Here is a 26,722-nt window from a genome sequence, read left to right on the forward strand (position 1 = left end):
CTCAGTGGCCGATGTTGGAGAGGTTCTCGTCGTAGGGCTTGGCGAAGGAGTCGAGCACCTTGTCCGGGGAAGCGCTGCCGTTGATGAGCTTCTGCGTTCCCGCCACGAGCACGTCGTAGTAACCCGGGGCCGGCCAGTCGGGGTAGAAGCCGAGTCCGTCGCTGCCGGCGAGGGTCTGGTAGTTCTGGATCAGCTTCTTGTTCTTCGGGTCCTTGACGCCGTTCGGGTCGGCCGCGACCGGCACGCCCCCGTTGTCGGCGAGCAGGTTCTGGATGTCCTTCTTCATCGTGATGTCGATGAAGTCATAGGCGAGTTTCTTGTTCTCCGAGCCCTTCGGCACGACCCACAGGTTGCCGCTCGACCCGAGCGTCATCTTGGTGCCGGGCCACAGGAAGGTGTCCCAGTCGAAGTCCTTGATCTCCTTCTCGAAGCGGCCGTACCACCAGCTGCCGGAGAAGAACATCGGGTACTTGCCGGAGATGAACGACGTGCCGGCGTTCTCGGCCTTGACGCTGACGGAGTTCTTGGCGATGTAGCCCTTCTTCACCCAGTCGGAGAAGGTGTTCGCGGCGTAGGTCCAGGCCGGGTCGTGGAAGTCGACCTTGCCGGTGTAGCGCTCGTACCGGTCGACCCAGGGACGGTCGGCCTTGCTCAGCGCCAGCTGGTAGAGGTACTGCTGAGCCGGGTACTCCGCGCCGCCGTTGGCCAGCGGCGTGACGCCCTTCTTGGCGAAGGTGTCCATCGCGGCGGTGAACTCGTCGAAGGTCGTGGGCACCTTCACGCCGTACTTGTCGAACAGCTTCTTGTTGTAGAAGACCTGAAGGTATTCGGCGTAGTTCGGGACGCCGTACCACTTGTCGCCGCCCATGATGCCCTTGGCGTCGTACTTGGCGGTCTCGGCGATGTTGGGCGCGAGCTGCTTGTCCCAGCCGCGCTTGGTGACCTCGGCGCTCATGTCGGTCAGCAGGCCCTGCTTGGCGAGCAGGCCGGCGGTCGCGTTCCCCTTGTTGTACTCCAGGATGTCGGGGGCGTCCTTGGAGTTGAGCACCATCGGCGCCGTCTTCTGGATCTGCTCGAAGCCCTTCTCCTCGAACTTCACCTTCACACCGGGATGGGTCTGTTCGAACTCCTTGATCGCCTGGTTCCATGCCACCCCCATGGCACTGTCCGGGCCCTCGTAGTGCCACAGCTTCAGCTCCTTGGGAGAGGAACTGGAGCCGCTGTTCCCGCCGCACGCGGACAACGCCAGCATGCCGGCGGTCAGCGCCGCGAGCGTCTTTCCGGTCTTCAACATCGGGTTCCTCCAGGGTGGCGCGTTTCATTGTTGAAGCGCTTCGACGGCGCTCGCGGTGCGGTGCGGCGCGCTCGCCGGGTCAGGGTTCCGGGGTACTCGAACGCACGACGAGCCGCGGCGGGAGCAACGTCGCCCCCGGCACGTCGTGCCCGTCGAGCTTGGCCATGAGCAGGGAGACCGCCTGTCCGCCGACGTCGTCGGCGGGGATGGCGATCGAGGTGAGGCCGAGGCGCTCGGCGGGTTCGTCGGGGGCGATGGCGATCACTGAGAGGTCGTCGGGGACGCGGCGCCCGGCCGCGCGGAAGGCGGTCAGGAGCGGTTCCATGGTCGGCTCGTTGTGGATGACGATGCCGGTCAGGCCGGGGTGGTCGCGGAGCAGCTCGGTCGCGGTCGACCGCGCCTCCTGGGGGTCACAGGGGCGTACGAGCCCGCGGACGCCGCGTTCGGCGGCCGCGCGCTGGAAGCCCGACTTGGTGCGTTCGGCGAACCCGGTGCCACGCTCGTAGACCGCGGGCGGCGCCCCGATCAGGGCGATCTCCCGGTGCCCGAGGTCGGCCAGGTGCTCGGCGCACGCGGCGCCGGCCGCCTCGAAGTCAAAATCGATGCAGGTCAGCCCGGCGGGGTCGGCCGGGAACCCGATCAGCACCGACGGCCGGTCGAGCGAGCGGAGGAACGGCAGCCGTACGTCGTGCAGTTCGACGTCCATCACGATGATCGCGTCGACCAGCGCGGTGCCGGCCACACGTTCCAGGCCGCCGACTCCCTCGTCCTGGGTCAGCAGCAGGACGTCGTGGTCATGGGTACGCGCGGTGGTGACGGCGGCGATCGCCATCTGCATCACGATCGGCACGTGGATGCCCGAGCGCAGCGGCACGACGAGGGCGATGACGTTGGAGCGGCTGCTGGCCAGGGCCCGTGCCCCGGCGTGCGGCCGGTACCCGAGGACCCGGACACTGTCCAGGACCCGGCGGCGCGTCTGTTCCGAGATGGACCGCTTGCCGCTGAGCACGTACGACACCGTGCTCGGTGAGACACCGGCGTGCCGGGCCACGTCAGAGATCTTCACCACGATGTCCCGCTCCTGTCGAAGCGCTTCGATTGCCCGGAATGTTAAGCCCGTCACATCGCCGACGCAATGGGTCGGAGGCAATTCGTGGGAGCGTTCCCACCGCAGGCGGGCGGCGTGGGCCGTACGGGACCGGTCCTCGTGCGGAGGTGGTTTCGAACCGTACGGGCCGATGCTCACGTTCGGTCAGCGGCCGGCGACACTTTTTGACGGCTTAGACCTTCATCGGACGGATTTTGATGGCAGGATCTTGAAAACGAAGTTTCGGATGGGGCGTCTGAGTCGTCGGCTTGCCCGCACTTCAGCAGGGGGACATGTGGCCGGCTGGCCGATCATCGAACGGGCCGACGACGAGTGGCTCGTCCAGTCACTGCGCTCCGGCGACGGAGCCGCACCGGGTCATTTCTACGACCTCTACGCGGTACGGCTGTTCGACTACTGCCACGTGCTGCTCCGTGACCAGGAGGCCGCCGCCTTCGCCCTGCTCGACTCGATGATCATCATGCAGGAGCGGATCGGCGACCTGCCGGACCCGGGCCTGTTCCGCGGCCGGCTGTACGCCGTGACGCGTGAGCAGTGCCTGCGCCGGCGTACGGACGCCGAGCGCCACCGGGCGGCCGAGGCCGGAGGCTCCGAGGCGGACGAGGCGACCCGGCGGCTCGTGCACAGCGCGCTGCTGGTGCTGTCGGGCCGTCAACGTGAGGCGCTCGACCTCTCCCTGCGACACGGGCTGGCCGCGGATGAGCTCGCCGAGGTCCTGCGCACGACGCCGCAGGAGGCCTCGACGCTCCTCGAGCAGGCCCGGCACGAACTCGACGCCGCCTTCGCCGCCGTGATGGTGGCGACGACCGGGCGTGAGGCCTGCCCGAGTGTCGCGGCGCTGGCGGGTCCGCCCGGAGGGACGCTCGACGCGGAGACCAGCGGGAGGCTCTCCCGCCACATCTCCAGCTGCCCGGTCTGCGGCACGCGCGGCGAACGCCGACTCGACGCCGCACGCCTGTTGACCGCGATGCCCTTCGCCGCGGCCCCCGACGAACTGCGCGAGCACGTCCTCATCACCGCGTCCGACCCTCAGTTCGCCGACATGCGGTCCACGATCGCGATGCGCGCCGACCTGCCGGCCGACGCCGAGCCCGAAGAACGAGGCGACACCTCACGCCGCTGGCCACCCGTCCTGGCCGCGGTCGCGACCGGGATCCTGGTGATCGCGGGGATCTGGTTCGCGCTGCCGGGTTCGGACGGCAAGAACACCGGTGACGACCAGGCCGCCGCGTCCAGCCCCGGCGCCCTGCCCTCCGGCGAACCCTCGGCATCGGACTCGGACGGACCGCTGCCCAGCGACGACGTCACCTCGCCCAGCCCGAGTCCCTCCACGTCGAGCGGCACTCCCACGCCCACCCCCACCCCGGGCGCCAAGAACTCCAAGCATCCGCACCCGCGCCCCTCGTCGGCCCCGTCCTCACCCGCGTCGGCCCCCGCCCAGCCGCCCCCGCCCCCGCCGGGCCCACCCGCCCTGGGCACGCTGGCGGTCTACGGCTGCACGATGAACGGCTCCCGCAGCTGCACGGTCACGGTCGTCGCGCAGGGCGGCCCGGTGGACTGGCGCGTGACGGGCACCCACGGGAGCATCCGCGCCGGCGGCAGCGGCAGCCTGTCCGCCGGCCAGTCCGCCGGGGTGACGGCGACCCTCACCGCCACCCTCTGCCTCGGCAGCGGCAGCGGCTCGGTGTCCTTCTCCTCCGGCGCGACCGCCACCGTCGACTACCGCTGCTGACCGGCCGGCCCTAGCGCGGCAGTTCGTCGGTCCACTCGCTCGTCCAGGTGAAGGTTCCCATCGAGTCCCATTCTCCGCCGAAGTCGGTGAAGGCCTCGTTGCTCAGGTTCGTCGTCTTCGGATCGATGATTATGTCGGTCCCGGCGCCGTCGATGCTGAACCGCAGATGCTGGCCGCCCTTGACCTTGCCGAGGTTCTGGATGGCGGGGAGCGTGGCGAGCGCGCGGAACGCCGTCGCGCGGACCTTCGGTGGGACCGGCAGCTCGGTGAGCAGATCCTCCAGGTTGGAGATGAGGATGCCGGGAAATGTGTTGCGCGCCTCCTTGGCCTTTGCCTTCAGTTTCTCCGGATCGGTCGGCAGCCGCTGGAGCTGGGCGAACGTGTAGCGCTTGCCGCCCAGTTCGAAATGGGTACGCTTCCGGGCCGCCTGCACGCGGTCTGAACCCTCGCGGCTCCACATCTTGCCGTCCCTGCGGGTCCAGGTCTCGTAGGTGCTGACGACGATCTTGTGATGCTCGTCCGGCTCGGCGTCGACCCTCTTGACGTGCCAGTAGATGCCCGAGCTCGCCGGTTTCGCCTCCGCTTTGACGGCGGCGGCGAGCAGCACCTGGCGACCGGACATCGACGAAGAACGGCCGGGCGCCGGAGCCGGCCGCGACCCGATCGCGACCGCGACCGCGACGGCCGTCGCGACGGCCGTCAGCCCGAGCATCGCGGCCGGCCACCTCGCCCGGCGCCGGCGGATCGGACCGCGCATCGTGTCCCGTAGCCGCTGCCGGCTGCGCTCGAGCATTTCCGGGGTCGGGCCGGGCTCGGCCAGCAGTGTGCCGAGCATCCGCAGGTCATCCATTGACGGCCTCCTGGTCGAGTGTGTCGTGCAGCTTCCTGCGGGCGCGGCTGAGCCGGGAACCCACGGTCCCCTTGGAGATGCCGAGCGCGGCGGCCACCTCGTCGTAGGCCAGCTGGCCCAGTGCGACGAGCAGCAGGACGTCGCGCTCACCCTGCGACAGCTTCGTCAGCGCCCTGGCGAGCTGCGGCTGCATGCGCCGCGCGGCCACCGCCGCGACCACCCGGTCCTCGTGGCTGCCGACGGTCGGCTCAGTCCACGTGCGCGCCAGCGCCCGGTAGTGGCGGGCCTCCTTGCGCCGGTGCCGTGCCACCAGGTTCGTCGCGATGCCGAACAGCCACGGCCGGAGGCCACCGCGCGCCGGATCGAACCGGTCACGCAGGCCGAACGCCACACAGAACGTCTCCGCGGCGATGTCCTCGGCGGTCTGCGCGTCCAGCCGCCCTGCGGCGTACCGGTAGATGTCGTGGATGTAGCGGTCGTGAACCTCGACGAACCGCTCCGGATCCCGCCGGAACCGCGTGGCGAGCCCGGCGTCGTCCGTCTGCTCTCCTGCGCCGGCGATCACGTCACCGTCTCCGTCATGAGAGTGCCTTTCTGGACGAGACCGTTGGCTGACACCCATACTCCGCCGAAGTCCCAGATCTTCTTCCCGATGGCCGCGGCGCCGGTGGCGATGCGTACGACAGGCAAGGGATTTCAGAAAGATTGCGCAAGTGGTGCGCTGTCCGGACATGGCACGGCAGCCCCGTTGGCCGTCTCCGGCGGTACATTCGACCCTGTGAGCACGCGCCTGGCGGACATCGCCGCGAAAGCCGGAGTGAGCGAGGCCACGGTCAGCAGGGTCCTCAACGGCAAGGCCGGAGTCGCGCCCGCGACCCGTGAGGCGGTCATCGAGGCGCTGGACTCCTTCGACTACGAACGCCCCGCGCGGATCCGGCAGCCGCGCGCCGGGCTGATCGGGTTGATCGTCGCCGACCTGTCCAACCCGATCTTCCCGGCCTTCGCCGAGGTCATCGAGAACACCCTGGCGATGCACGGTTACACGGCGGTGCTGTGCGCGCTGGCGCCCGGCGGCATCAACGAGGACGACTACACCGACCTCCTGCTCGAACGCGGGGTCTCCGGCATCATCTTCGTCTCCGGCCTGCACGCCGACTCCCAGGCCGATCATGGCGGCTACAAGCGCCTCACCGACCGGGGTCTGCCGATCGTGCTGGTCAACGGGTACACGGACGAGGTCGATGCCACGTTCGTCTCCAGCGACGAGGCCGGTTCCATGGAGCTCGCCGTGGCGCACCTGGCCCAGCTCGGACACCGGCGGATCGGGCTGGCGGTGGGCCAGGAGAGGTTCGTCCCGGTGATCCGCAAGACCCAGGGCTACCGCAAGGGGATGGCCGACCGTCTCGGCGTCACCGACGTGGATCAGTGGATCTCGAACACGATCTTCACCATCGAGGGCGGCGAGGCCGCGGCACGTCAGCTGCTCGACCGCGGGTGCACCGCGATCTGCTGTGCCAACGACATGATGGCGATCGGCGCGATCCGTGCGGCGCGCGGGCAGGACCTGCGGGTCCCCGAGGACGTCTCCGTCGTCGGCTTCGACGACTCACCGCTGATGGGCTACATCGACCCGCCGCTGACCACGATCCGCCAGCCCGTACGGGAGATGGCGCTGGTCGCCGTACGCGGTCTCCTGGATGAGATCAAGGGCGTCGGCTCGCCGCACACGGAGCTCGTGTTCCGTCCAGAGCTGGTGGTCCGCGGCTCGACCGGGCCTGCGGCGGGGGACGCTTTGTAGCGTTTTGCGCGAATTTGCTGCAAGGTATTTCCATCATGCTTCATCGCTGTTACGTTCTGCGCAACCCGATGGTGTTGACGATGACGCGCGCCGTCGTTCTTTCAGAGGGGTCGGTCACCGGACTCAACGCCGGTGCCGCCACGTCCTGACGGAGTTGCCAGTGACTCAGCAATTCACGGATCCGGCCGTGCCCTGTACGCGAGACGCGCTCTGGGCGCGCGACGCGGTCATCTACCAGGTCTACCTGCGCAGCTTCGCCGACGGCGACGGAGACGGCGTGGGCGATCTGCTCGGGGTCCGCAGCCGCCTGCGCTACCTGTCCTGGCTCGGCGTCGACGCGCTGTGGCTCACGCCGTTCTACCGCTCGCCGATGGCCGACGGCGGGTACGACGTGTCGGACTACCGGGCGGTCGATCCCGGCTTCGGCACCCTCGGCGACGCGGAGTCGCTGGTCGACGAGGCGCACCGGTACGGCCTCAAGGTGATCGTCGACATCGTCCCCAACCACACCTCCGCCGCGCACCCGTGGTTCGAGAGCGCCGTACGCGCGCGGCCGGGAGCGCCCGAACGCGACCGTTACATCTTCCGGCCGGGCCGTGGCGAGCTCCCCCCGAACGACTGGGAGTCGATCTTCGGCGGGCCGGCCTGGACCCGGCTGCCGGACGGGGAGTGGTACCTCCACCTGTTCGCTCCCGAGCAGCCCGACCTGAACTGGCAGAACCCCGAGGTCCACACGGAGTTCGAGGACATCATGCGGTTCTGGCTCGACCGGGGCGTCGACGGCTTCCGCATCGACGTCGCGCACGGCATGGTCAAGGCGGACGGCCTGCCGGACGCCGGTCACACGGGGCAGATCCAGATGCTCGGCCACGCCGAACTGCCCTACTTCGACCAGGACGGCGTGCACGACATCCACCGTTCGTGGCGGCGTCTCCTGGACTCCTACGGCGGGGTCGGCGTCGCGGAGGCGTGGGCACCCAACGCCGAGCGTCTGTCGCGTTACGTACGCCCGGACGAACTGCACCAGGCGTTCAACTTCCACTACCTGAAGGCGACCTGGTCGGCCGCGGACCTGCGGGCGGTCATCGACGACTCGCTGGCCGCCTCGGCCCTGGTCGGCGCGCCGACGACCTGGGTGCTGTCCAACCATGATGTCCAGCGCCACGTCACGCGGTACGGAGGCGGGGAGGTCGGCCTGCGCCGGGCACGGGCCGCGGCACTCCTCACGCTGGCGCTGCCCGGGTCCACCTACGTCTACCAGGGCGAGGAGCTGGGTCTTCCGGAGGTCACCGACCTGCCGGCGAAATACCTCCTGGACCCGCAGTGGGGCAACGGCATGGGCCGCGAGGGCTGCCGTGTGCCGATTCCGTGGGCGTACTCCGAGCCGCCGTTCGGCTTCAGCCCGCCGATGGTCGGCGAGAGCTGGCTGCCGGTCCCGCCCGGCTGGCGGGACCTGACGGTGGAGGCCCAGGTGGGCGACCCGGGCTCGACGCTACGGCTCTACCGGGACGCGCTGCGCATCCGCAGGGAACTGCCCGCACTGGGCGACGGCGTCCTGCGCTGGCTCGACGGCCCGGAGAACGTCCTGGTCTTCGAACGCGACCCGGGGTTCGTGTGCGCGGTCAACTTCGGGCGGGAACCCGTACGACTCGACATCAGTGGAACGTTCCTACTGTCGAGCACGGAGATGAACGCCGGCGACCTGCCCCCGGACTCGGCCGCATGGTGGAGCCGCCTTTAGGGTCTGCCTGGAAGTCATGTTGGTCGCCGGGTGGCGCCTGGGTGGCGCCTGGGTGGCGCCTGGGTGGCGCCTGGGTGGCGCCACCCGGGGTTATCCACAGAACCCCGCTCTACTGTCGCGCGCCGCTGTTCTGGCTGGACAATGAGAGTGGGATGGCACCCCCGGGCGGGTGGGCTCCAGGTGAGTGGGCTCCAGGTGAGTGGGCTCCAGGTGAGTGGGCTCCAGGTGGGTGGACTCGGGTGGGCTCCAGACAGGCCCCTGCCCCTATCGAGAACACGCCCGCAGCCCCTGGCCTGCTGAGACGCGGCGGCAGAGTTCACCGTCCGCCGGGCGGTTCCGCGGGCCGGAGTAACGGGACACCAGACGAGCCACCTCCTCGATGTCGCGGACCGAACGGCCGGTCCGCGGCATTTCTCGCTCTTCCATGAGAGCGCCTATCTTTTCCGAGAGCACTGCTCTTGACGGTAGCCCGCGGCACCATGCACACTGCTCTCAAGAAAGAGCACTGCTCTCCCGCAGGGCTCGCCAGAACGCTTAGGAGCACCCGATGGCCGCCGAATCCGAACCCCGCCTCATCGTCGGCAACAACCTGCTGGACCGCTCGACCCGCAAGGTGGTCAGCGGCCTGACCCGCATGGGGATCAGCCTGCTGGGCTCACGGGTCCTCTACGTGCGCGGCCGCAAGAGTGGCGAATGGCGGACGACCCCCGTCAACCTGCTCAAATACGAGGGCAAGCGCTACCTCGTGGCCCCGCGCGGTCACACCCAGTGGGTCCGGAACATGCGCGTGTCCGGGGGCGGCGAGCTGCACATCGGCCGGCGCGTCGAGGTCTTCACCGCGACCGAGCTGGCCGACGAGGAAAAGCCGGACATCCTCCGCGCCTACCTCAAGCGCTGGAAGTTCGAGGTCGGCATGTTCTTCAACGGAGTCGGCCCGGACGCCTCCGACGAGAAGCTGCTGGAGATCGCCCCGGGTTACCCGGTCTTCCAGCTCGGCTGAGACCGGCTCCCGGCATCCGTCCCCGGACGAGGCACCGGGACCGCCTCATATACCTAACAGTACGCAATGCGTGACAATTTAATCGCTATTTAGGACAACTAAGCATTTGCCAGCCGAAGAATAATAAGCTTCGCTTAGTGTGTGGGGAACGATGAGGCCCGTGCGACCGCGGGCGTGTTGCGCCAGGGGATGAGCCGGCTCGGCCGTCGGCTACGTGCCGAGCGTGTCGGTTACGGGCTGAGCCTCAGCCGGCTCAGCCTGCTCAATCTCCTGGCCCGCAACGGCTCGATGACGGCGTCGGCCATGGCCGCCGCCGAGCGGCTCCAGCCGCAGTCGCTGACGCGGATGCTCTCCCGGCTCGAGAACGACGGTCTGATCGTCCGCAGCCCGGACGACGTGGACCGGAGACAGGTCCGGATCGACATCACACGCGAGGGGATGGCCGTGCTCGACGAGGACACCGAGCGGCGCGAAGCGTGGCTGGCCAAGGCCATGGCCGAACGCCTGACACCTACCGAGTGCGAGCTGCTCCGGCTGGCCGCGGGCCTCATGGAACGGCTCGCCGATGGCTGAGCGGGCCGCCACATCGGCAACGACCCGTACCGTCGCCGCTCCCGCCGTCAGGAAGGGCGGCTGGATCCGCCGGATGCTCCCGTTCGTGCTCAGGCAGCGCGGCAGCCTGGTCCGCACGTTCGTCGCGGGCCTGGTCTGGGCGGGCGTCAGCACCACCGTTCCGGTCGTCGAGCGTCATGTCGTCGACGACGTGATCCTCGCCTCGAAGTCCCCGCTCGCCCCGTGGCTGCTGGTCCTGTTCGTGCTCGGGACCGTGGGCTTCGCGGCCGCCCGCACGCGCCGGTTCCACTCGTCCAAGGTGATGCTGGAGGTCTCGTACGGCCTGCGCGGCGCCATCCACCGCGAGCTGCAACGCCTCGACCTGCAGGCGCACGGGCAGCTCGCCACCGGCCAGCTCGTCTCGCGGGCCAACTCCGACATCAGCCTCGTGCTCATGGTGTTGCGCGTCCTGCCGGCGCTGAGCAGCAACCTCGTGCTGATGATCGCCTCGCTCGGCGTGATGTTCGTCTTCTCTCCGCTGCTCGCCCTGATCAGCCTGGTCATCCTGCCGATCCTCGTCCTCGGGGCGTACCGCATGCGCACCCGGCTCTACCCGGCCACCTGGGACGTCCAGCAGCGGACCGGCGACGTCGCGCAGGTCGTCGACCAGGCGGTGACCGGGGCCCGCGTGGTCAAGGGCTTCGGGCAGGAACACCGCGAGTTCGAACGCCTCGCCGAGTCGGCGTCCGGCCTGTACGGCTCCAGCATGCGCGCCATCCGGATGCAGGCGCGCTACCAGCCGCTCCTCGAGTCGATCCCGACGTTCGGACAGGTCGGCGTGCTGGCGCTGGGCGGCTGGCTGGCCCTGCACGACCGGATCACGGTCGGCACCTTCCTCGCGTTCGCCTCCTACCTCGTCCTGCTCGTCAACCCGGCGCGGATGATCGCGCGGATGCTCAGCGCCGCGCCCCAGGCGCGCGCCGGAGCCGAGCGCATCTTCGAGCTGCTCGACACCACCCCGGCGGTCACCGACGCCCCCGACGCACGCGACCTGCCCAAGCTGCGGGGGGAGATCTCCTTCGAGGCGGTGAGGTTCGGCTTCTGGCGGTCCGAGCCGGTCCTGGACGGCTTCGACCTGCGGATCGAGCCCGGTGAGGTCGTCGCGCTGGTGGGTGCGTCCGGATCGGGCAAGTCCACCGCGGCGCTGCTGCTGTCGCGGTTCCACGACCCGCAGGACGGCGCCGTCCGTATCGACGGCCACGACGTACGCGACGTCACCCTCGCCTCGCTGCGGTCCCAGATCGGCATGGTCTTCGAGGAGAGCTTCCTGTTTTCTGAGTCCCTGCGCGACAACATCGCCTACGGGCGGCCGGAGGCCACCGACGCGGAGGTGGAGGCCGCCGCACGCGCGGTCGAGGCGCATGAGTTCATCATGCGGATGCCCGACGGCTACGACACCGTGGTCGGCGAGCGCGGGCTGACGCTTTCCGGCGGGCAGCGCCAGCGGGTCGCACTCGCCCGCGCGCTGCTCGCCGACCCGCGCATCCTCGTGCTGGACGACGCCACGAGCGCGGTCGACGCCAAGGTCGAGGAGAGCATCCACGCGACCCTCCGCCGCGTACTCCACGAGCACACGACGCTGCTCGTCGCGCATCGCCGTTCCACGCTGCGGCTCGCGGACCGGATCGCCGTGATGGACGCCGGCCGGGTCATCGACGACGGCACGCACGCCGAGCTGATGGCCCGCTGCCCCCTGTACCGGCGCCTGCTGGCGGGGGAGGGAGACGACCTGGAGGCCGACCTCGACCCGGCACCGCCGACCGAGCCCCCTGCCGCCCGGCACCCGGGCATGGGAGGCGCGTTCTCCCACGACGACATGATCGAGCGGGTCGCCGCGCTGCCGCCCCTGGACGACGAGCCGGACGTCGACATCGGCCGCGAGTCCGAGCCCGCGCCCAACTTCACGCTCTGGCGGTTCCTGCGGCCGTACCGCGCGCCGCTGGGGCTCGGCCTGCTGCTCGTCGTGCTCGACGCGCTGGCCGGCGTCGCCGGACCGTACCTGTCCCGCGACGGCATCGACGACGGTGTGCTCACCGGGTCGCAGTCCGCGCTGTTCACCGCCGCCGGGATCTTCCTCGGCGTGGCCCTCGTGGACCTGGCGATCTCCCGTACGGTCACGCTCGTGGCGGGACGCACCGGTGAGCGGCTCATGTACGCCCTGCGGGTCCGGGTCTGGGCACAGCTGCAGCGGCTGTCCGTGGACTTCTACGACCGGGAGATGGCCGGGCGCATCATGACCCGGATGACCACGGACGTGAGCGCGTTCGCCTCGCTTCTGCAGGACGGGCTGATCAGCGCGGTCGCGTCGCTGTTCACGTTCGTGGGGGTCGCGGTGGCGATGGCCCTGATGAGCCCGGTGCTGACCGGCGCGACGGCGCTCGTGCTGCTCCCGCTGCTGGTCGCCACGGTGGTGTTCCGCCGACTGTCGGCCGAGCCGTACCGGGAGGCGCGCGAGCGGATCGCGGTCGTCAACGCCAGCCTGCAGGAAAGCATGGCCGGCGTACGGGAGTCGCAGGCGTTCACGCAGGAACGACGGCGCCACACCGAGTTCAAGCGGATCACCCGCGGCTACGTCGACGCGCGGCTGGCCGCACAGCGGCTCATCTCGCTGTACTTCCCCTTCGTCGACTTCCTGGCCGACGTCGCGGCGGTGGTCGTGCTCGCGCTCGGCTACCACATGGTGCGCGCCCACTCGCTGACCCCCGGTGAGCTGATCGCGTTCCTGCTGTACGTCAACCTGTTCTTCTCCCCGATCCAGCAGCTGTCGGAGGTCTTCGACGACTGGCAGCAGGCACGCGTGTCGATGGCGCGCATCAGCGACCTGATGGCCGAGCCGGTCGCCACCCCCGTCGCCGCCGAGCCGATCGACCCCGGCCCGCTGAGCGGGGCGATCCGGCTGGAGGGCCTGCGGTTCGGCTATCCGGGCCTCGGGGAGGAGGCGCTGGCCGGCGTCGACCTGACGATCGAGCCCGGGGAGACGGTCGCGCTGGTGGGGGCGACCGGGGCGGGCAAGTCGAGCCTGGTCAAGCTGCTGGCGCGCTTCTACGACCCGCAGGAGGGGCGGATCCTCATCGACGGGCACGACCTGCGCACCCTCGACCTGGACGCGTACCGGCACCAGCTCGGGTACGTGCCGCAGGAGACCTTCCTGTTTCGCGGCACGGTGCACGACAACATCGCGTACGGGCGGCCCGACGCCTCCGCCGGCGAGGTCGAGGCGGCGGCACGCGCGGTCGGCGCGCACGACCTGATCATGCGGCTGCCGGGAGGGTACGAGCACGAGATCGCCGAACGCGGCGCCTCGCTGTCGGCCGGGCAGCGGCAGCTCATCTGCCTGGCGCGCGCGGAGCTGGTCGACCCGGCGATCCTGCTGCTCGACGAGGCCACCGCCAACCTCGACCTGGCCACGGAGGCACGTGTCACCCGGGCGATGAACAGCGTCGCCTCCGGCCGTACGACGGTGCTGGTCGCGCACCGGCTCCAGACGGCACGCCACGCGGACCGGATCGTCGTGATGGCGCAGGGCCGCGTGGTCGAGGACGGCACCCACGACCAGCTCCTGCGCGACCGAGGTCAGTACGCCTCGCTCTGGCAGGCGGCCTGAGCCATAGGCTCGGGGCATGAGCCCCGAGCCGAGGGTGGTCCCGTGGTCGTGCTGAGCCTGCTGGGCGCGATCGGCGCCGCGGTGTGCTTCGGCGTGGCGAGCGTGCTGCAGGCCGTCGCCGCACGGTCGACGTCCGTGGCCGCGGGCATCGACCCCCGGCTGCTGGTGCGCCTGCTCCGGCAGTGGCCGTTCGTGCTCGGCACCGGCCTGGACATCCTGGGCTTCATGGCGGAGCTGGCGGCGCTGCGTTCCCTGCCGCTGTTCGTGGTGCAGGCGGCCGTCGCGGCCAACCTCGCCGTGACGGCGGTGGTCGCCGTACGCGTGCTGCACGTACGGCTCAGCGGGCAGGAGTGGACGGCGGTCGCGGCGGTCTGCGCGGGTCTGGCCATGCTCGGGCTCTCCGCCGGCCACGAGAACCCGGCAACGGTCAGCCTGCGCTTCAAGCTCGTGCTCCTGGGGTGCGTCGCGGTGATCGCCGTCGCGGGAGTCCTGGCGGGCCGCCTGCGCGGACGAGCCCGCTCCGTCGCGCTCGGGCTGGCCGCCGGTCTCGGGTTCGGCTTCGTCGCGATCGGCGCACGGGTCGTGAAGAGCCTTTACCCGCTCGACCTGCTGCGCGACCCGGCGATGTACGTCGTCGCGGCCGGTGGCCTGGTGGCCTTCCTGTTCTTCGCGACCGCCCTGCAGCGCGGCTCGGTGACCATGACCACGGCGACCGTCGTGGTCGCCGAGACGCTGATGCCGGCCATCGTCGGTGTGCTCCTGCTGGACGACGGGACGCGGGCCGGCTTCCTCTGGGTGGCCGTCGTGGGGTTCGCGCTGGCGGTGGCCGGTGCGCTCGCCCTCGCGAGGTTCGGCGAGCCGTCGGCGGAGCCGGAGAGAGTATCGGCATAAAATTCGGACGCTCCTCCGCTTACAGGCTTACCCGATTACATGGTTGGATTGAAGGAGGAGGTGACCGAATGAAGATCGGACTTCAGATTCCCGACTTCACCTGGCCGAACGGCCCGTCCAAGCTCGGTGCGGAGCTGGCCGAGGTGGCGCGTACGGCCGATTCCGCGGGGTTCAACCGCATCGCGGTCATGGACCACGTCTTCCAGATCAGGGGCGTCGGCCCGGCCGAGCACGAGATGCTCGAGGCGTACACCACGCTGGGCTACCTCGCGGCGCACACGTCGCGCGCCAAGCTGCTCACGCTCGTGACCGGCGCCGTCTACCGCAGCCCCGGCCTGCTGGCGAAGATCGTGACCACGCTCGACGTCCTGTCGGGCGGCCGTGCCGAACTCGGCGTCGGCGCGGCATGGAACGAGGACGAGGCACGTGCCCTCGGCCTGTTCTTCCCGCCGGTCGCCGAGCGCTTCGAGCATCTCGAGGAGACGCTGCAGATCTGCCTGCAGATGTGGAGTGACGGCGACGGGCCGTACGAGGGCCGGCGCCATCAGCTGGCGCGGACCCTCAACTCGCCGCAGGCGCTCTCTCAGCCGCATCCGCCGATCATGATCGGCGGCGGAGGCGAGAAGAAGACGCTGCGGTTCGTCGCCCGTTACGGCCAGGCGTGCAACCTGTTCCCCGGGCCCGAGGTGGAGCACAAGCTCGACGTGCTCCGCGCGCACTGCGAGGCCGAAGGCCGCGACTACGACGAGATCGAGAAGACCTGCTACTTCATCTTCGACCCGGGAGAGAAGGGGGAGAAGACCGGCGAGATCGTCGACGGTCTGGGCAGGCTCGCCGAGCAGGGCTTCGGCTCCGCCCTCGGCGCCGTCGCCGGCGTGTGGAAGATCGCTCCGCTCGAGGCCATCGGCAGCGACGTCATCCCCGTGGTGGCGGACCTGTGACGCCTGCCGTCTCCCCGTGACGACTGTTCGCCGGGACCCCGCACCACTGACGTGGTGCGGGGTCCTACGTCGTCAGGCGCGACTCGTAGACCGCGCCGGCGAACGGCGTCGCGCCTCCGACGCCGCGTTCGACCTGGGGGACCAGCCCCGCCGAGCCGGCCCACGCGTCGACCAGCCCCGACGGCCAGGGTGGCCGCGGGCCGGTGAGCAGGACGACCATGCCGCCGGGGCCGATGGCGCGGCCCAGCTCGCGGACCGTGTGCCGGGGGAACGGGAACGTCTGCGGGTCGAGCCGGCAGACGAGCACGTCGGCGGCGGAGTCGGGGAAGGGCAGGTTGATCCCGATGTCATCGACCACGGGTGCGATCGCCGTCCGCTGGCCCGCCCGCTTGAGCGCCCGCCGCAGCGCGCGCGCCGGCCGGCGGCCGGGGACGGTGGCCTCGACGGTCAGGCCGTCGACGACGAGCCGGGTGGCGAGGTCGTGCAGGTGTGCGCCGACGAGACGGATCGGGCCGGTACCGGCCGCCGTCGCCAGGAGGCTGCCGAGAGCGACCTCGTCGAGCGGGGTACGCCCGGCCTCGGCCGCTGCGGGCCCGTTCATCGCGCGTTCATCGACAGGGAGACATGGGGGTGGGGGATCACCGGAACCCCTTCCTTCAAAACTTTACATGCAAGGTGCATACGTATCTTAATATGCACGGTTCGACCCTGCCAGACCGGGTTTGTGTGCATCGCCTCGCACTCCGCGTTCTCGGCGCGGCAGCGAACCCTCGGCCCCCGGCTCAGGTGGCCGCCGGACCCTGTCCGGCCAGTCCCGCCACGGCCAGCCCGAACAGCCGGTCCGCCGCGGCGGTGGGGTCCGGGTGGTGCTCCGTCGCGAGGACGATGCCGACCGCCAGCGTGATCAGGTCGGCGACGGTCACGCCTGTGGCCACCGCGCCGTCCCGTACGGCGCGGCGCAGCAGAGGGTCCCCCGCCTCCTCCAGCATCGCCGAGCAGGAGTTGTCGTGCACCGGGTCGGGCGCGACCCCGTCATAGACCAGCGCGGCCGCCAGGCCACGGGCGGAGGCGCAGTAGGCGACGACGTCACCCAGCCATTCCAGCAGCGCGCCCCGGCTGTCGGCCGCGCCGGTCAGGTCCTGGGCGCGGACCCGCAGCGCCTCGATCCGTTTGTGGGACACCGCCTCCAGTAGCGCGCGGCGGGTGGGGAAGTGCCGGCGCACGGTCGCCGAGCCGACTCCCGTGGTGCGGGCGATCTGTTCCAGCGAGGCGTCGGCGCCGTGGGCGGCGACCTCCTCCTCGGCCACGGCGAGGATGCGCGCGTAGTTGCGCCGGGCGTCCGCGCGGCGGCGGTCGGGCATGGCGTCATCTCCAGGTTGTTAAGTGGCGGGCCCCGCCGTATCGTATCGCCTCATAAACGGCGGACCCCGCCGTTTATGAGGAGCAGCCGAGGAGCGCCATGTCCGCAGATTCCGCACCCGTCTTGGTCACCGGCACCACCGGCAGGCAGGGCGGGGCCACCGCTCGCGCGCTGCGAGCGGCGGGCGTTCCCGTACGCGCCCTGGTACGCGACCCGGCCACGGACCGGGCCAAGGCCGTCGAGGCCCTCGGCGCCGAGCTGGTCACCGGCGATCTCCACGACCGCGGCTCCGTGACCCGGGCCGCCGAGGGGGTACGCGCCGTCTTCTCCGTGCAGATGCCCGGCATGGCCGGGGACGGCTTCGACTTCGAAGGGGAGGTGGCCCAGGGCGTCAACCTCGTCGAGGGCGCGAGAGCCGCCGGGGTGCCGCAGTTCGTGCACACGTCCGTCACCGGCGCCGGCCGGCACACCGAGGTCCCGGGCTGGGCCGAAGGCCGCTGGGCTTCGATGGAGCCAACCCTGGGCGCCAAGAGCGCGATCCAGGACCGGGTCCGCGAGGCCGGATTCCCGCACTGGACGCTCCTCAAGCCGGGCTTCTTCATGGAGAACTTCCTTCCGTCCATGGCGTTCCTGTTCCCGCGCGGCATCGAGGGCGGCCTGGTGAGCGTCCTGAAGCCCGGGACCCGGCTGTCTTTGGTCGCGGTGGAGGACATCGGCAGGGCGGCCGCCGCGGCCATCGCCGCGCCGGAGCGGTTCGACGGGGTCGAACTGGAGCTGGCGAGCGACCACCTGTCGATGACGGAGATCGCCGAGGTCCTCTCGCGCGCCCTGGGCACGCGGCTGTCCGCACCGGACATGACCGAGGAGGAGGCCCTCGCCGCTGGAATGCCAGGGATGGGTGCCACACACGAGTGGCTGAACGTGGCCGGTCAGCCGGCCCGCCCGGAGTACGCGCGGGCCCTCGGCATCCCGCTCACCGGCTTCGAGGAATGGGCGCGGGAGCACATGCGGGTCGCGGCCTGACCGTACGGTCCGCGGCCGGACGAACCCCGCCGCGCGTCCCGGGCCGGGGAACCGGCAGGATTCGTCCATGCGGAACGTGGACGTGGCGGTGGTAGGGCTCGGACTGTCCGGATCGGCGACCGCGTGGGCGGCCGTCCGGCGCGGGCATTCCGTGGCGGGCTTCGAGGCGCAGGCCGCCGGTCATCGGCGCGGCAGTTCGCACGGGCGATCACGGATCTTCCGCCGCGCGTACCTCGATCCGCTCTACGTCGAGCTCACGGGCCGTGCCGGGCCGCTGTGGGAACGCCTGGCGGCCGAGGCCGGGCAGCCGCTGCTCGACCGCGTCGGCGGCGTCGACCACGGGCCCGGTCGTGAGCCCGAGCGCATGGCGGCTCTGCTGCGGGAGCACGGAGTGTCCGTAGAGCTCCTCGACCAGGCCGAGGCCGCCCGGCGGTGGCCGGGAATCCGCTTCTCCGGGCCCGTCGTGCACGATCCGTCGGGCGGCGTCATCGATCCGGAGGCGTCGATGGCGGCGATGGTCCGGCTCGCCGCGACGGGCGGCGCGGAGATGGCGTACGAGACTCCCGTGCACGGCCTCGAACCGGCGGACGACGGGGTGCGGTTCCAGGCGGGCGGCGAGACCTGGCACGCGCGGACCCTGGTCGTGGCGGCCGGCGGCTGGGCGGGTCCGCTGCTCGACGGCCTCGTGCCGCTGCCACCGCTGACCGTGACCCAGCAGCAGGTCTTCTACTTCGACCGCCGCGAGCCCGGACCGTGGCCGACGATCGTGCATGGCGCCTCGCCGGAGTCGCTGGAGATGTACGCACTGCCCGAGGGCCCGCTGCTCAAGGTCGGTGAGCACGTGAACGGCACGGTGACCACCGCCGACGACCGTGACTTCACGGTGGACCTCCAGGCACGGGAGCGCGCCCTCGCGTACGTACGAGAGTGGCTGCCGGGCCTCGACCCGGCCCTGCGGTCGGAGACGACCTGTCTGTACACCTGGGCACCCGGCGAGGACTTCATCCTGGACCGGTCGGGACCGATCGTCGTCTGCTCGCCCTGTTCCGGGCATGGAGCCAAGTTCGCACCGCTCGTCGGCGAGCTCGTCACCGATCTTGTGGAGGGTGACGCCCCCATTGCCCGTTTCGCCCTCACACCTCCCGATAGTTCACAGACGTCGTCGTCCTCTCGGACGTGGTGATCCGTCACACTGATCCCATGGACAAGAAACGGGTGGCCGACTGGATCGCCGGCTACGAGCGAGCGTGGCGGAGCCCCGGCACCGAAGCGCTCGCCGAGAGCTTCACCGAGGACGCCACCTACACGCAGGGCCCCTACGACGCGCCGCTGATCGGCCTGCCGGCGATCGCCCGGATGTGGGACGAGGAGCGTACGGGCCCCGACGAGGAGTTCGAGCTGACCAGCGAGGTCATCGCGGTCGACGGTGACACGGCCGTGGCACGGGTGGAGGTGAGCTACGGCGAGCCGGACCACGAGGAGTTCCTCGACCTGTGGATCATGCGCTTCGCCGAGGACGGCCGCTGCCGCTCCTTCGAAGAATGGTGGGCCACGCCCGAAGACGACGACTCCGACTGACCGGGGCGTGTGCCGGGCGTCAGGCGAACCGCGTGCCGGGCCTGCCGGTGACGCCCGGTTCGACGCGGAAGATCCGCCCGGCGTCCGGTTCGGCGGCTCGTCGCTCGGGTGAGAGCCCCTGCTGCGACGTCGTGATGAACAGAGTGTCGCCGCCGGGACCACCGAAGCAGCAGCTCGAGACGTTCGTCACCGGCAGCCGGACCGTACCCACCGGCCGCCCGGACGGGTCGAAGCGGCGTACCGCGCCGCCGCCCCACAGCGCCACCCACAAGAAACCCTCGTCGTCGACGGTCATGCCGTCGGGATCTCCGCCCTCGACCTCGGCGAACGTCCGCCGTCCGGACACCTCGCCGGTGTGCTCGTCGTAGTCGAACACGTCGATGCGCTTGGTCGGGGTGTCGATGTAGTACATCGCGCGATGGTCGGGACTCCACGCCAGCCCGTTCGAGATCGTGACGTCGTCCAGGACGGTACGGACGGCGCCGTCGAAGACGTACAGCGACGCGACGGGCCGCGACTCGTCGTACTCCATCGTCCCGGCCCAGAACCGTCCGGCCGGGTCGCACTTGCCGTCGTTCATCCGGACCACGGACGCGTCGGCCAGGTCATCGGTCAGCGGCGTCACCGTGCCGTCCTCGTCGAGCGAGAGGAAGGCGGTGCCGGCGGCGAGGAGCCAGCCGCCCCCGCTACGCGGGACGGCCGCGCCGAGCGGGCGTCCGACGTCGTAGGACCGGGGATCGGTGAGGGCCGTGCCGTCGAAGCCGGCCACCCACAGGTGCCCGGCCATGATGTCCACCCAGCCGAACCTCTCACCGTCCCAGAACGGGCCCTCGGCGTGCTCGACCCGCACCGGCGAACAGGGCTCCGCCGTGAGTTCCATGCGCATGTCCTTCCCTCGCCCGATCCCCGTGATCCTCTCAGGTCCCCACGGCGCCGGGCGTACCGAGGCCCCTGCCGCCGCGCGGCCCGTCGATCGTGGTCAGGTGACCACGGGGAGGAGGTCGCGTTCGGCGAAGACCTTCTTGGCGACGAAGGTGGCGTTGAGGGCCCGGGGCATGCCGCAGTAGACGGCGGAGTGCAGCAGGGCCTCGACGATCTCGGCCGGGCTGAGGCCGACGTTGAGGGCGGCGTTGATGTGGACCTCGAGCTGGGGCTCGCAGCCGCCGAGGGCGGTGAGCATGCCGAGGGTGACGAGCTGCCGGTCGCGGGGCGGCAGGCCGGGGCGGGCGTAGATGTCGCCGAACGCCCAGGAGACGACCTGGTTGCCGAGCTCGGGCGAGATGTCGGCGAGAGAGTCGACGACCTTCTGCCCGGCCTCGCCGTCGATCTCCCGCAGGACCTTCAGGCCGTGCTCGTAGCGTTCTTCGCGGGTCATTGTTCCCCCAGTGCTTTCTCGTAGTGCGTGATCTTCTCGTCCAGCGCGCCGCCGTTGACCTCGAGCCGGTGTCGTTCGGCCGGCTGGGCGCGGCGTTCGGGGAGCAACGATAGAAGTTGGAGCGCGCTCCAACGCAAGCCGGGATTTTCCGTGGGCTCGATCACCAGCGGGAGCCGTCGCGGCGCGCCTGTTCGCGGTGGCGCCAGGCGTGGAGGCTGCCGCCTCGGGTGATGGGGTCGGCGCCGGTGAGTTCGAAACCTGCGCCGCGGGCGACGGCGGCGCTGGCGTGATTGTGTTCGGCGATGCGGAGGAGGACCTGGCTCATCGCCAGGACGTCGTAGGCGTAGCCGGTGATCAGTCGCACCGCGCGGGTGGCCAGTCGTTGGCGGCGGTGGAGGGGGCCGATGGCGTAGGCGAGTTCGGCGTCGCCGCCGTGGTCGCCGGTGCGGGCGAGCAGGATCTCGCCTTTGGGGTGGTCGCCATCGGTGGTGATGGCGAGTTGGAGACGACGGCCGGCGGCGCGGTCCTGGCGGGCCTTGTCCAAGTAGACGTGTGCGGCGGTCAGGTCGAAGGGTGAGCGCAGCGGAGTCCGGTTGCCGACCTGAGGGTCGTCGAACAGCTCGACCATCACCGGCAGGTCATCAGCGGTCCATTCCCGCAGGACGAGTCCGAGCCCGGAGAGTCGGATGTGGGCCGGGAGCCCGGCCGGTGCGCCGCCGGCGGTCATGAGGTCATGTCGGTCGGGTTGGTGGCGAGCACCCAGGCGACGGGAGGGTCGAGGTCGAGGGTATTGACCCGGGTGTCGGTGAAGCCGGCCTCGGTGAGCAGGTCCCGTAGCTCTTGGGCGGCCCGGACCGTGGTGTCCCGGGTGGCGCCTGGGCAGCGGGGCTGGCTGACGAGCGCGATGCGTCCTGCGGGACGGAGCAGACGGCGCAGCTCGCGAAGCCGCACCACCGGGTCGGGCCAGAACCCCACGGAGTTGACGGCGAGGATGGCATCGAGCGGATCGCCGAAGCTCGGCAACCGCTCCACGGAGGCGTGCGTGAGCTGCACGCGGCGGGCGCGGATGGCGGCGGCGTTGCGACGGGCGGCATGCCGGACCATGGCCTTCGAGTGGTCGACGCCGAAGACGTGGCCCCGTTTGGCGCGGCCGGCGAGCGCGGCGATGGCGACGCCGGGACCGAAGCCGATCTCGAGTACCCGGTCGGTGGGCCGTACGTCCAGCAACGACACCGCCCAGAGGTTGCGCTGCCGGTTGGAGGGGCGATGAGCGAACATCCAGCCGTTCGCCCACCCGACGACGCCCTGGGGGTGATGGGCCTGGCGCACCAGGTATTTGATCGCGCGTTGCTTGAGAGATGTACCTGCTGTCCGCATGATCGCCAGTCAACGACTTCAAGTAGACTTGAAGTCAAATGGCTGAGCAGTTGACGATCGGCGAGCTGGCGAGCCGCACGGGTGTCGCCACTTCCGCGCTGCGCTACTGGGAAGAACTCTGCGTGCTACCGGCGCCGGTCCGGGTCTCAGGCCAGCGGCGTTATCCGCCATCGGCGGTCGGGCTGGTCGGCGTGGTCCTGCTGCTGCGCGATGCCGGTTTTACGTTGCAGGAGGTCAGAGCGTTCGTCGAGTCTCGTTCGCCGGCCGGCGACGGCTGGCGGGAGCTGTACCAACGCAAGCTCACCGAGCTGGACCAGCGGATCGCCCAGGCCCAGGTGGCGCGCACCGCCATCGCCCATGGCCTGGCATGCCCGCACGAGGACATCTTCGAGTGCGCCAACTTCGCCGGCGGGGTCGCGGCGTTCCTGGCGGGATCTTCTCTCGAAGAGGCTCATGAAGCGATTCATTCGCACTGACCTTGCCGTCACTTTCGCCGACCGAGAAAGCTGGCCGCGAGAGGCGGGGACTCATGCGGCGGGCCTAAGGTCGTCGCATGACGATCGAGAGGGGTCTGGTCGCCGGCGTGGTTCTGGACGCGCTGACCGGCGATCCGCGGCGTGGCCATCCGGTCGCCGCGTTCGGGCGCGTCGCGGGCGGGCTCGAACGCCGAATGTACGCCGACTCGAAGGCCCGTGGCGCGGTGTTCGCCGGCCTGTGCGTGCTCGGCGCCGCCGGGATGGGCGCCACCGGGATAGGCGCCGTCGCCGGGACTCGCCGGACCTCGCTGCTCACCGCCGCCGCGACCTGGGCCGTGCTCGGCGGCACCTCCCTGGCGCGCGAGGGCCGGGCGATGGGTGAGGCGCTGGAGTCCGGTGACCTGGAGGCCGCCCGCATCCGGCTGCCGCACCTGTGCGGACGCGATCCGGCCGCCCTGGACGCGAAGGAGCTCGCCCGCGCCACCGTCGAGTCGGTCGCGGAGAACACCTCCGATGCCGCCGTCGCGCCGCTGTTCTGGGGGGCCGTCCTCGGGGTGCCCGGCCTGCTCGCCTACCGCGCGGTGAACACCCTCGACGCGATGGTCGGCCATCGCAGTCCCCGGTACGCGAACTTCGGGTGGGCCGCCGCGCGCATCGACGACGTGGCCAACTGGGTGCCGGCGCGGCTCACCGGTCTGCTCACCGCCGCGTGCGCCCCGATCGTCGGCGGCTCACCGCGCGCGGCGTACCGGGTCCTGCGGCGTGACGGCGCCGAGCACCCCAGCCCGAACGCGGGACGCTGCGAGGCGGCGTTCGCCGGCGCGCTCGGCGTACGGCTCGGCGGCGTCAACGTGTACGAGAGCCGCGTCGAGCACCGCCCCGAGCTCGGGGACGGCACCGCACCGGAGCCGTCCGACATCGGCCGCGCGGTGCGGTTGTCCCGCGCGGTCGTGCTCGCCTCGGCCGCGCTGGCCGTCTGCGGGCGGGTGGCGTTCCGACGGGGTCGGCGATGAGAGGTGCGCTTCTGGTCGCCGGCACGACCTCGGACGCGGGCAAGAGCGTGCTCACGGCAGGGCTGTGCCGGTGGCTGGCCCGCCGCGGAGTGCGCGTCGCGCCGTTCAAGGCGCAGAACATGTCGCTCAACTCGATGGTCACCGCCGACGGCGCGGAGATCGGGCGGGCGCAGGTCATGCAGGCCGCCGCCGCCCGTGTCGAGCCGTCCGCCCACATGAACCCGGTCCTGCTCAAGCCCGGCAGCGACCGGCGCAGCCAGGTGGTCGTGCTGGGCCGCCCGGTGGCCGAGGTCGACGCGATGGGATACGGCGAGCACAAGGCGCGGCTGCGTGAGGTCGTCGCGGCCAGCCTGGCCAGGCTGCGCGCGGAGTACGACGTCGTGATCTGCGAGGGTGCCGGCAGCCCCGCCGAGATCAACCTCAGGAACGGCGACCTCGCCAACATGGGCCTGGCACGCGCCGCCGACCTGCCGGTGATCGTGGTCGGCGACATCGACCGCGGCGGGGTGTTCGCGGCCCTGTACGGCACGGTGGGGCTGCTGGAGCCGGAGGACCAGCGGCTGGTCGCCGGGTTCGTGATCAACAAGTTCCGTGGCGCGCCCGAGCTGCTCGCGCCCGGCCTCGCCCAGATCACGGCGCTGACCGGACGCGATGTGTACGGCGTGCTGCCCTGGCTGGACGGCCTCGGCCTCGACGTGGAGGACTCGCTCGGGCTGGACGCCGCCCGCGCCGCGGTCCCCCCGCGTGAGGGGCAGGGGACACTGCGCGTCGCGGTCGTACGGCTGCCGCGGATCTCCAACTTCACCGACGTGGACGCGCTGGCGGCCGAGCCGGGCGTGAACGTCACGTTCGCCAGGACGCCCGGCGACCTCGCCGACGCCGACCTCGTCGTGCTCCCCGGCACGCGCGCCACCGTCTCCGACCTCGGCTGGCTGCACGAACGCGGGCTCGCCGCCGAGATCACCCGCCGCGCCCGCGAGGGACGGCCCGTACTCGGGATCTGCGGCGGCTACCAGATGCTCGCGCGGGAGATCCTCGACGACGTCGAGTCGTGCGCGGGCCCGGTCGAGGGCCTCGGCCTCCTGCCGGCACGGGTGGAGTTCGCCCCGGACAAGACACTGCGCAGGCCCACCGGCGAGGCGTACGGCGAGCGGGTGCACGCGTACGAGATCCACCACGGCATCGTGGCCGTGGAGGGCGGCGAACCGTTCCTCGACGGCTGCCGCACCGGTGCGGTGTGGGGCACCACCTGGCACGGCGCGCTGGAGAACAACGGCTTCCGCCGCGCGTTCCTGGCGGACGTCGCGCGTACGGCCGGACGGGCCTTCACGCCCGCACCGGACACCGACTTCGCCGCGCTGCGCGAGGCCCAGCTCGACGCCCTCGGCGACCTGGTGGAGAACCACCTCGACACCGCCGCGCTGGAGCGCCTCATCGAGTCCGGCGCCCCGCCCGGCCTGCCCGTCGTCGCACCCGGCGGCCCGGGCCACCCCTCGCTCAACGCGCCGGCAGGCTCAAGGTCGCGATGAACGCCGGGGTGGGCGAGGCACGGGTGCCGGTCATCCTCGGCATCGACGACCTGCGCCCCTTGCCAAGGGCCACGCGAGTCGCCCGTAGCAGCGGCGAGGGCATCCTGCTTCTCGAAGAGCATCGTGGCCGGCAGATCGACGAGCTCTGGCTGGACCACGACCTGGGCGGCGACGACAGCATCATGCCGGTCGTGACCCTGCTGGAAGAAGCCGCCTTCGACGGCCGTCCCTTCAAGATCAGCATGATCTTCGTCCACAGCGCCAATCCGAGCGGCGCGGAGACGGTGGTCCGAGTGCTGAGGCGCTGGGACTACCGGGTCCGACGGGCGACCGCCTAGCGTCCACGAACCGCCCTACCGGCAGCGACCCGGTGACTCGCTCCGGGCGGGCGGCTCTACCGCGAGGCGCCGGCGAGGGCCTTCTCGATGACCTCCAGGCCCGTCGCGGCGTCGTCCAGGGTCACCGGGGGTGGTGCCTCGCCGCGGATCGCGGCGGCGACCTGGGGATAGAAGTCCTGGTACCGGCCGGGTTCGGTGCGGTGCGGCCGTGCCTTTCCCGGTGTGCCCAGCAGTCCGTACGACTCCGGGGGAGTGATGCCGTAGCCCTGGTCGGAGGGTGTCAGGCCGTCACGCAGCTGCCCCTCCTGGGGGTCCAGGCCGTAGGTCGTGTACGCGGCCTCGTCGCCCAGGACACGGAAGCGCGGGCCCAGATCGGCGCTGATCGCGCTCATCCACAGGTGGGAGTGGACGCCGTCCGCGTGGGTCAGGGCCACGAACGCGTCGTCGGCGGCCTGCGCGTGCTGGCGGCGTACGTCGAGTTCGGCGTGGACGTGCCGCACGGGGCCGAACAGGGTGATCGCCTGGTCGATCAGGTGGGCGCCGAGGTCGTACAGCACACCGCCCGCGGCGGCCGGGTCGGCGGTCTCCTTCCAGCCCGGCTTGATCTGCGGGCGCCAGCGGGTGAACCGCGACTCGAAGCGCAGGACCCGGCCCAGCGCGCCCTCGTGCGCCAGCCGGGCGACGGTTCGGAAGTCGCCGTCCCAGCGCCGGTTGTGGAACGGGACCACCAGGGGACCGCCGGCGAGCGACCTGGCCTCGGCGGCCGTCGGAGCGACCGGCTTGTCGATCACGACCGGGATGCCCGCGTCGAGAGCGGCGCGTGCCAGCGGGACGTGCTGCCGGTTCGGTGTCGTGATGACGACCAGGTCGTATCCGCCGGCCCAGACGAGGTCCGGGCTCTCCAGGATCCGCGCCCCCGGGTAGCGGCTGCGTACGCTCGCCTGCCGCTCCGGATTCGACGTCACGACCGCGGCCAGCTCCAGGTCGGGGGCCGCCGAGATGAGCGGAGCGTGAAAGACGGCACCTCCGGTGCCATAGCCGATCAACGCAACCCCAAGGGTGTCCACAGATGGCCTCATCGA

Annotated in this window: 26 protein-coding genes; 15 read left to right on the forward strand and 11 right to left on the reverse strand. The window is 71.0% G+C overall.

The features are described 5' to 3' along the window. Position 1 precedes the first annotated feature (1 nt). On the reverse strand, positions 2–1,294 hold the full coding sequence (locus FB559_RS24975; RefSeq protein WP_141958166.1) for an ABC transporter substrate-binding protein: 1,293 nt from the start codon (positions 1,292–1,294) through the stop codon (positions 2–4). 79 nt (positions 1,295–1,373) lie between these two features. Next, entirely contained in the window at positions 1,374–2,360 is a 987-nt protein-coding gene (locus tag FB559_RS24980) for a LacI family DNA-binding transcriptional regulator (RefSeq protein WP_221640478.1), read from the reverse strand. A 316-nt stretch (positions 2,361–2,676) separates the two neighbouring features. Between FB559_RS24980 and FB559_RS24985 the strand changes: the two genes are divergently transcribed. Continuing rightward, positions 2,677–4,134, forward strand: a complete 1,458-nt coding sequence (locus FB559_RS24985; protein WP_141958167.1) for an RNA polymerase sigma factor — start codon at positions 2,677–2,679, stop codon at positions 4,132–4,134. Between the two features lie 10 nt (positions 4,135–4,144). Here FB559_RS24985 and FB559_RS24990 read toward each other — a convergent pair whose 3' ends face one another. Further along, positions 4,145–4,984, reverse strand: a complete 840-nt coding sequence (locus tag FB559_RS24990; RefSeq protein ID WP_141958169.1) for a CU044_5270 family protein — start codon at positions 4,982–4,984, stop codon at positions 4,145–4,147. Next, the gene (locus FB559_RS24995; RefSeq protein WP_141958171.1) at positions 4,977–5,549 is read right to left on the reverse strand and encodes an RNA polymerase sigma factor; all 573 of its coding nucleotides are present in this window, start codon (positions 5,547–5,549) and stop codon (positions 4,977–4,979) included. Before FB559_RS24995 ends, FB559_RS24990 begins: the two co-directional genes overlap by 8 nt. Positions 5,550–5,762: 213 nt before the next feature. On the opposite strand from FB559_RS24995, the gene FB559_RS25000 reads away from it, so the two are divergent. From FB559_RS25000 to FB559_RS25030, 7 genes are all read left to right on the forward strand, one after another. Then, positions 5,763–6,782 (forward strand): LacI family DNA-binding transcriptional regulator, encoded by a 1,020-nt coding sequence (locus FB559_RS25000; RefSeq protein ID WP_185792390.1) that lies wholly within the window; start codon positions 5,763–5,765, stop codon positions 6,780–6,782. Positions 6,783–6,936: 154 nt separating this feature from the next. Continuing rightward, on the forward strand, positions 6,937–8,523 hold the full coding sequence (locus FB559_RS25005; RefSeq protein ID WP_425455081.1) for a glycoside hydrolase family 13 protein: 1,587 nt from the start codon (positions 6,937–6,939) through the stop codon (positions 8,521–8,523). A 547-nt stretch (positions 8,524–9,070) separates the two neighbouring features. Next, positions 9,071–9,523: a nitroreductase family deazaflavin-dependent oxidoreductase gene (locus tag FB559_RS25010; protein ID WP_141958175.1), complete on the forward strand. Its 453-nt coding sequence runs from the start codon at positions 9,071–9,073 to the stop codon at positions 9,521–9,523. 141 nt (positions 9,524–9,664) lie between these two features. Further along, complete coding sequence (locus tag FB559_RS25015; RefSeq protein WP_221640177.1) at positions 9,665–10,096, forward strand: MarR family transcriptional regulator; 432 nt, start codon at positions 9,665–9,667, stop codon at positions 10,094–10,096. After that, complete coding sequence (locus tag FB559_RS25020) at positions 10,089–13,739, forward strand: ABC transporter ATP-binding protein (RefSeq protein WP_141958177.1); 3,651 nt, start codon at positions 10,089–10,091, stop codon at positions 13,737–13,739. The genes FB559_RS25015 and FB559_RS25020 overlap by 8 nt, the downstream gene beginning before the upstream one ends. Before the next feature lie 42 nt (positions 13,740–13,781). Then, positions 13,782–14,630 carry a hypothetical protein gene (locus FB559_RS25025; RefSeq protein WP_141958179.1) on the forward strand — a complete coding sequence of 283 codons (849 nt, stop codon included), beginning with the start codon at positions 13,782–13,784 and terminating at the stop codon, positions 14,628–14,630. Positions 14,631–14,698: 68 nt separating this feature from the next. After that, positions 14,699–15,571, forward strand: a complete 873-nt coding sequence (locus FB559_RS25030) for an LLM class F420-dependent oxidoreductase (protein WP_141958181.1) — start codon at positions 14,699–14,701, stop codon at positions 15,569–15,571. A gap of 64 nt (positions 15,572–15,635) precedes the next feature. Here FB559_RS25030 and FB559_RS25035 read toward each other — a convergent pair whose 3' ends face one another. Together FB559_RS25035 and FB559_RS25040 are read right to left on the reverse strand one after the other, a co-directional pair. Continuing rightward, positions 15,636–16,172 carry a methyltransferase domain-containing protein gene (locus FB559_RS25035; protein ID WP_141958183.1) on the reverse strand — a complete coding sequence of 179 codons (537 nt, stop codon included), beginning with the start codon at positions 16,170–16,172 and terminating at the stop codon, positions 15,636–15,638. A gap of 181 nt (positions 16,173–16,353) precedes the next feature. After that, entirely contained in the window at positions 16,354–16,932 is a 579-nt protein-coding gene (locus FB559_RS25040; protein WP_141958184.1) for a TetR/AcrR family transcriptional regulator, read from the reverse strand. A 98-nt stretch (positions 16,933–17,030) separates the two neighbouring features. Between FB559_RS25040 and FB559_RS25045 the strand changes: the two genes are divergently transcribed. From FB559_RS25045 to FB559_RS25055, 3 genes are all read left to right on the forward strand, one after another. Then, positions 17,031–17,954, forward strand: coding sequence for an NmrA family NAD(P)-binding protein (locus FB559_RS25045; protein WP_141958186.1), 924 nt, complete (start codon positions 17,031–17,033; stop codon positions 17,952–17,954). Positions 17,955–18,021: 67 nt separating this feature from the next. Then, positions 18,022–19,137 (forward strand): FAD-dependent oxidoreductase, encoded by a 1,116-nt coding sequence (locus FB559_RS25050; RefSeq protein ID WP_141958188.1) that lies wholly within the window; start codon positions 18,022–18,024, stop codon positions 19,135–19,137. Positions 19,138–19,154: 17 nt separating this feature from the next. Continuing rightward, the gene (locus FB559_RS25055) at positions 19,155–19,532 is read left to right on the forward strand and encodes a YybH family protein (protein WP_141958190.1); all 378 of its coding nucleotides are present in this window, start codon (positions 19,155–19,157) and stop codon (positions 19,530–19,532) included. A gap of 19 nt (positions 19,533–19,551) precedes the next feature. Here FB559_RS25055 and FB559_RS25060 read toward each other — a convergent pair whose 3' ends face one another. The 4 genes from FB559_RS25060 to FB559_RS25075 form a co-directional block, all read right to left on the reverse strand. Further along, positions 19,552–20,412, reverse strand: a complete 861-nt coding sequence (locus FB559_RS25060) for an SMP-30/gluconolactonase/LRE family protein (protein ID WP_221640178.1) — start codon at positions 20,410–20,412, stop codon at positions 19,552–19,554. A gap of 99 nt (positions 20,413–20,511) precedes the next feature. Then, complete coding sequence (locus FB559_RS25065) at positions 20,512–20,907, reverse strand: carboxymuconolactone decarboxylase family protein (protein WP_141958194.1); 396 nt, start codon at positions 20,905–20,907, stop codon at positions 20,512–20,514. A gap of 160 nt (positions 20,908–21,067) precedes the next feature. Further along, entirely contained in the window at positions 21,068–21,634 is a 567-nt protein-coding gene (locus FB559_RS25070; RefSeq protein ID WP_141958196.1) for a GNAT family N-acetyltransferase, read from the reverse strand. Next, on the reverse strand, positions 21,631–22,284 hold the full coding sequence (locus FB559_RS25075) for a class I SAM-dependent methyltransferase (RefSeq protein WP_141958198.1): 654 nt from the start codon (positions 22,282–22,284) through the stop codon (positions 21,631–21,633). The genes FB559_RS25070 and FB559_RS25075 overlap by 4 nt, the downstream gene beginning before the upstream one ends. Positions 22,285–22,322: 38 nt before the next feature. Between FB559_RS25075 and FB559_RS25080 the strand changes: the two genes are divergently transcribed. The 4 genes from FB559_RS25080 to FB559_RS25095 all read left to right on the forward strand — a co-directional run bounded on the left by FB559_RS25080 (position 22,323) and on the right by FB559_RS25095 (position 25,640). Further along, complete coding sequence (locus tag FB559_RS25080) at positions 22,323–22,760, forward strand: MerR family transcriptional regulator (RefSeq protein WP_141958200.1); 438 nt, start codon at positions 22,323–22,325, stop codon at positions 22,758–22,760. 77 nt (positions 22,761–22,837) lie between these two features. Further along, entirely contained in the window at positions 22,838–23,773 is a 936-nt protein-coding gene (locus FB559_RS25085; protein ID WP_141958202.1) for a cobalamin biosynthesis protein, read from the forward strand. Continuing rightward, a complete protein-coding gene (locus FB559_RS25090; RefSeq protein WP_141958204.1) occupies positions 23,770–25,302 on the forward strand; it encodes a cobyric acid synthase in 1,533 nt (510 codons plus the stop codon). Before FB559_RS25085 ends, FB559_RS25090 begins: the two co-directional genes overlap by 4 nt. Beyond that, positions 25,299–25,640, forward strand: a complete 342-nt coding sequence (locus FB559_RS25095; RefSeq protein ID WP_141958205.1) for a cyclic-phosphate processing receiver domain-containing protein — start codon at positions 25,299–25,301, stop codon at positions 25,638–25,640. The genes FB559_RS25090 and FB559_RS25095 overlap by 4 nt, the downstream gene beginning before the upstream one ends. A 56-nt stretch (positions 25,641–25,696) precedes the next feature. Here FB559_RS25095 and FB559_RS25100 read toward each other — a convergent pair whose 3' ends face one another. Continuing rightward, positions 25,697–26,707, reverse strand: coding sequence for a Gfo/Idh/MocA family protein (locus FB559_RS25100; protein ID WP_246122013.1), 1,011 nt, complete (start codon positions 26,705–26,707; stop codon positions 25,697–25,699). Between the last annotated feature and the right edge of the window lie 15 nt (positions 26,708–26,722).

The sequence above is a fragment of the Actinoallomurus bryophytorum genome, from assembly GCF_006716425.1.
Lineage (GTDB): Bacteria > Actinomycetota > Actinomycetes > Streptosporangiales > Streptosporangiaceae > Actinoallomurus > Actinoallomurus bryophytorum.

What these genes read in the sequence shown, in the direction of transcription:
- FB559_RS25095 (WP_141958205.1), top strand. Translation starts at nt 25,299, where the DNA reads ATGAACGCCGGGGTGGGCGAGGCACGGGTGCCGGTCATCCTCGGCATC.
- FB559_RS25040 (WP_141958184.1), bottom strand. Translation starts at nt 16,932, where the DNA reads ATGCCCGACCGCCGCCGCGCGGACGCCCGGCGCAACTACGCGCGCATC.
- FB559_RS25010 (WP_141958175.1), top strand. Translation starts at nt 9,071, where the DNA reads ATGGCCGCCGAATCCGAACCCCGCCTCATCGTCGGCAACAACCTGCTG.
- FB559_RS25075 (WP_141958198.1), bottom strand. Translation starts at nt 22,284, where the DNA reads ATGCGGACAGCAGGTACATCTCTCAAGCAACGCGCGATCAAATACCTG.
- FB559_RS25090 (WP_141958204.1), top strand. Translation starts at nt 23,770, where the DNA reads ATGAGAGGTGCGCTTCTGGTCGCCGGCACGACCTCGGACGCGGGCAAG.
- FB559_RS24975 (WP_141958166.1), bottom strand. Translation starts at nt 1,294, where the DNA reads ATGTTGAAGACCGGAAAGACGCTCGCGGCGCTGACCGCCGGCATGCTG.
- FB559_RS25085 (WP_141958202.1), top strand. Translation starts at nt 22,838, where the DNA reads ATGACGATCGAGAGGGGTCTGGTCGCCGGCGTGGTTCTGGACGCGCTG.
- FB559_RS25060 (WP_221640178.1), bottom strand. Translation starts at nt 20,412, where the DNA reads ATGGAACTCACGGCGGAGCCCTGTTCGCCGGTGCGGGTCGAGCACGCC.
- FB559_RS25070 (WP_141958196.1), bottom strand. Translation starts at nt 21,634, where the DNA reads ATGACCGCCGGCGGCGCACCGGCCGGGCTCCCGGCCCACATCCGACTC.
- FB559_RS25080 (WP_141958200.1), top strand. Translation starts at nt 22,323, where the DNA reads ATGGCTGAGCAGTTGACGATCGGCGAGCTGGCGAGCCGCACGGGTGTC.
- FB559_RS25065 (WP_141958194.1), bottom strand. Translation starts at nt 20,907, where the DNA reads ATGACCCGCGAAGAACGCTACGAGCACGGCCTGAAGGTCCTGCGGGAG.
- FB559_RS24990 (WP_141958169.1), bottom strand. Translation starts at nt 4,984, where the DNA reads ATGGATGACCTGCGGATGCTCGGCACACTGCTGGCCGAGCCCGGCCCG.
- FB559_RS25020 (WP_141958177.1), top strand. Translation starts at nt 10,089, where the DNA reads ATGGCTGAGCGGGCCGCCACATCGGCAACGACCCGTACCGTCGCCGCT.
- FB559_RS25030 (WP_141958181.1), top strand. Translation starts at nt 14,699, where the DNA reads ATGAAGATCGGACTTCAGATTCCCGACTTCACCTGGCCGAACGGCCCG.
- FB559_RS25045 (WP_141958186.1), top strand. Translation starts at nt 17,031, where the DNA reads ATGTCCGCAGATTCCGCACCCGTCTTGGTCACCGGCACCACCGGCAGG.
- FB559_RS25035 (WP_141958183.1), bottom strand. Translation starts at nt 16,172, where the DNA reads ATGAACGGGCCCGCAGCGGCCGAGGCCGGGCGTACCCCGCTCGACGAG.
- FB559_RS25050 (WP_141958188.1), top strand. Translation starts at nt 18,022, where the DNA reads ATGCGGAACGTGGACGTGGCGGTGGTAGGGCTCGGACTGTCCGGATCG.
- FB559_RS25055 (WP_141958190.1), top strand. Translation starts at nt 19,155, where the DNA reads ATGGACAAGAAACGGGTGGCCGACTGGATCGCCGGCTACGAGCGAGCG.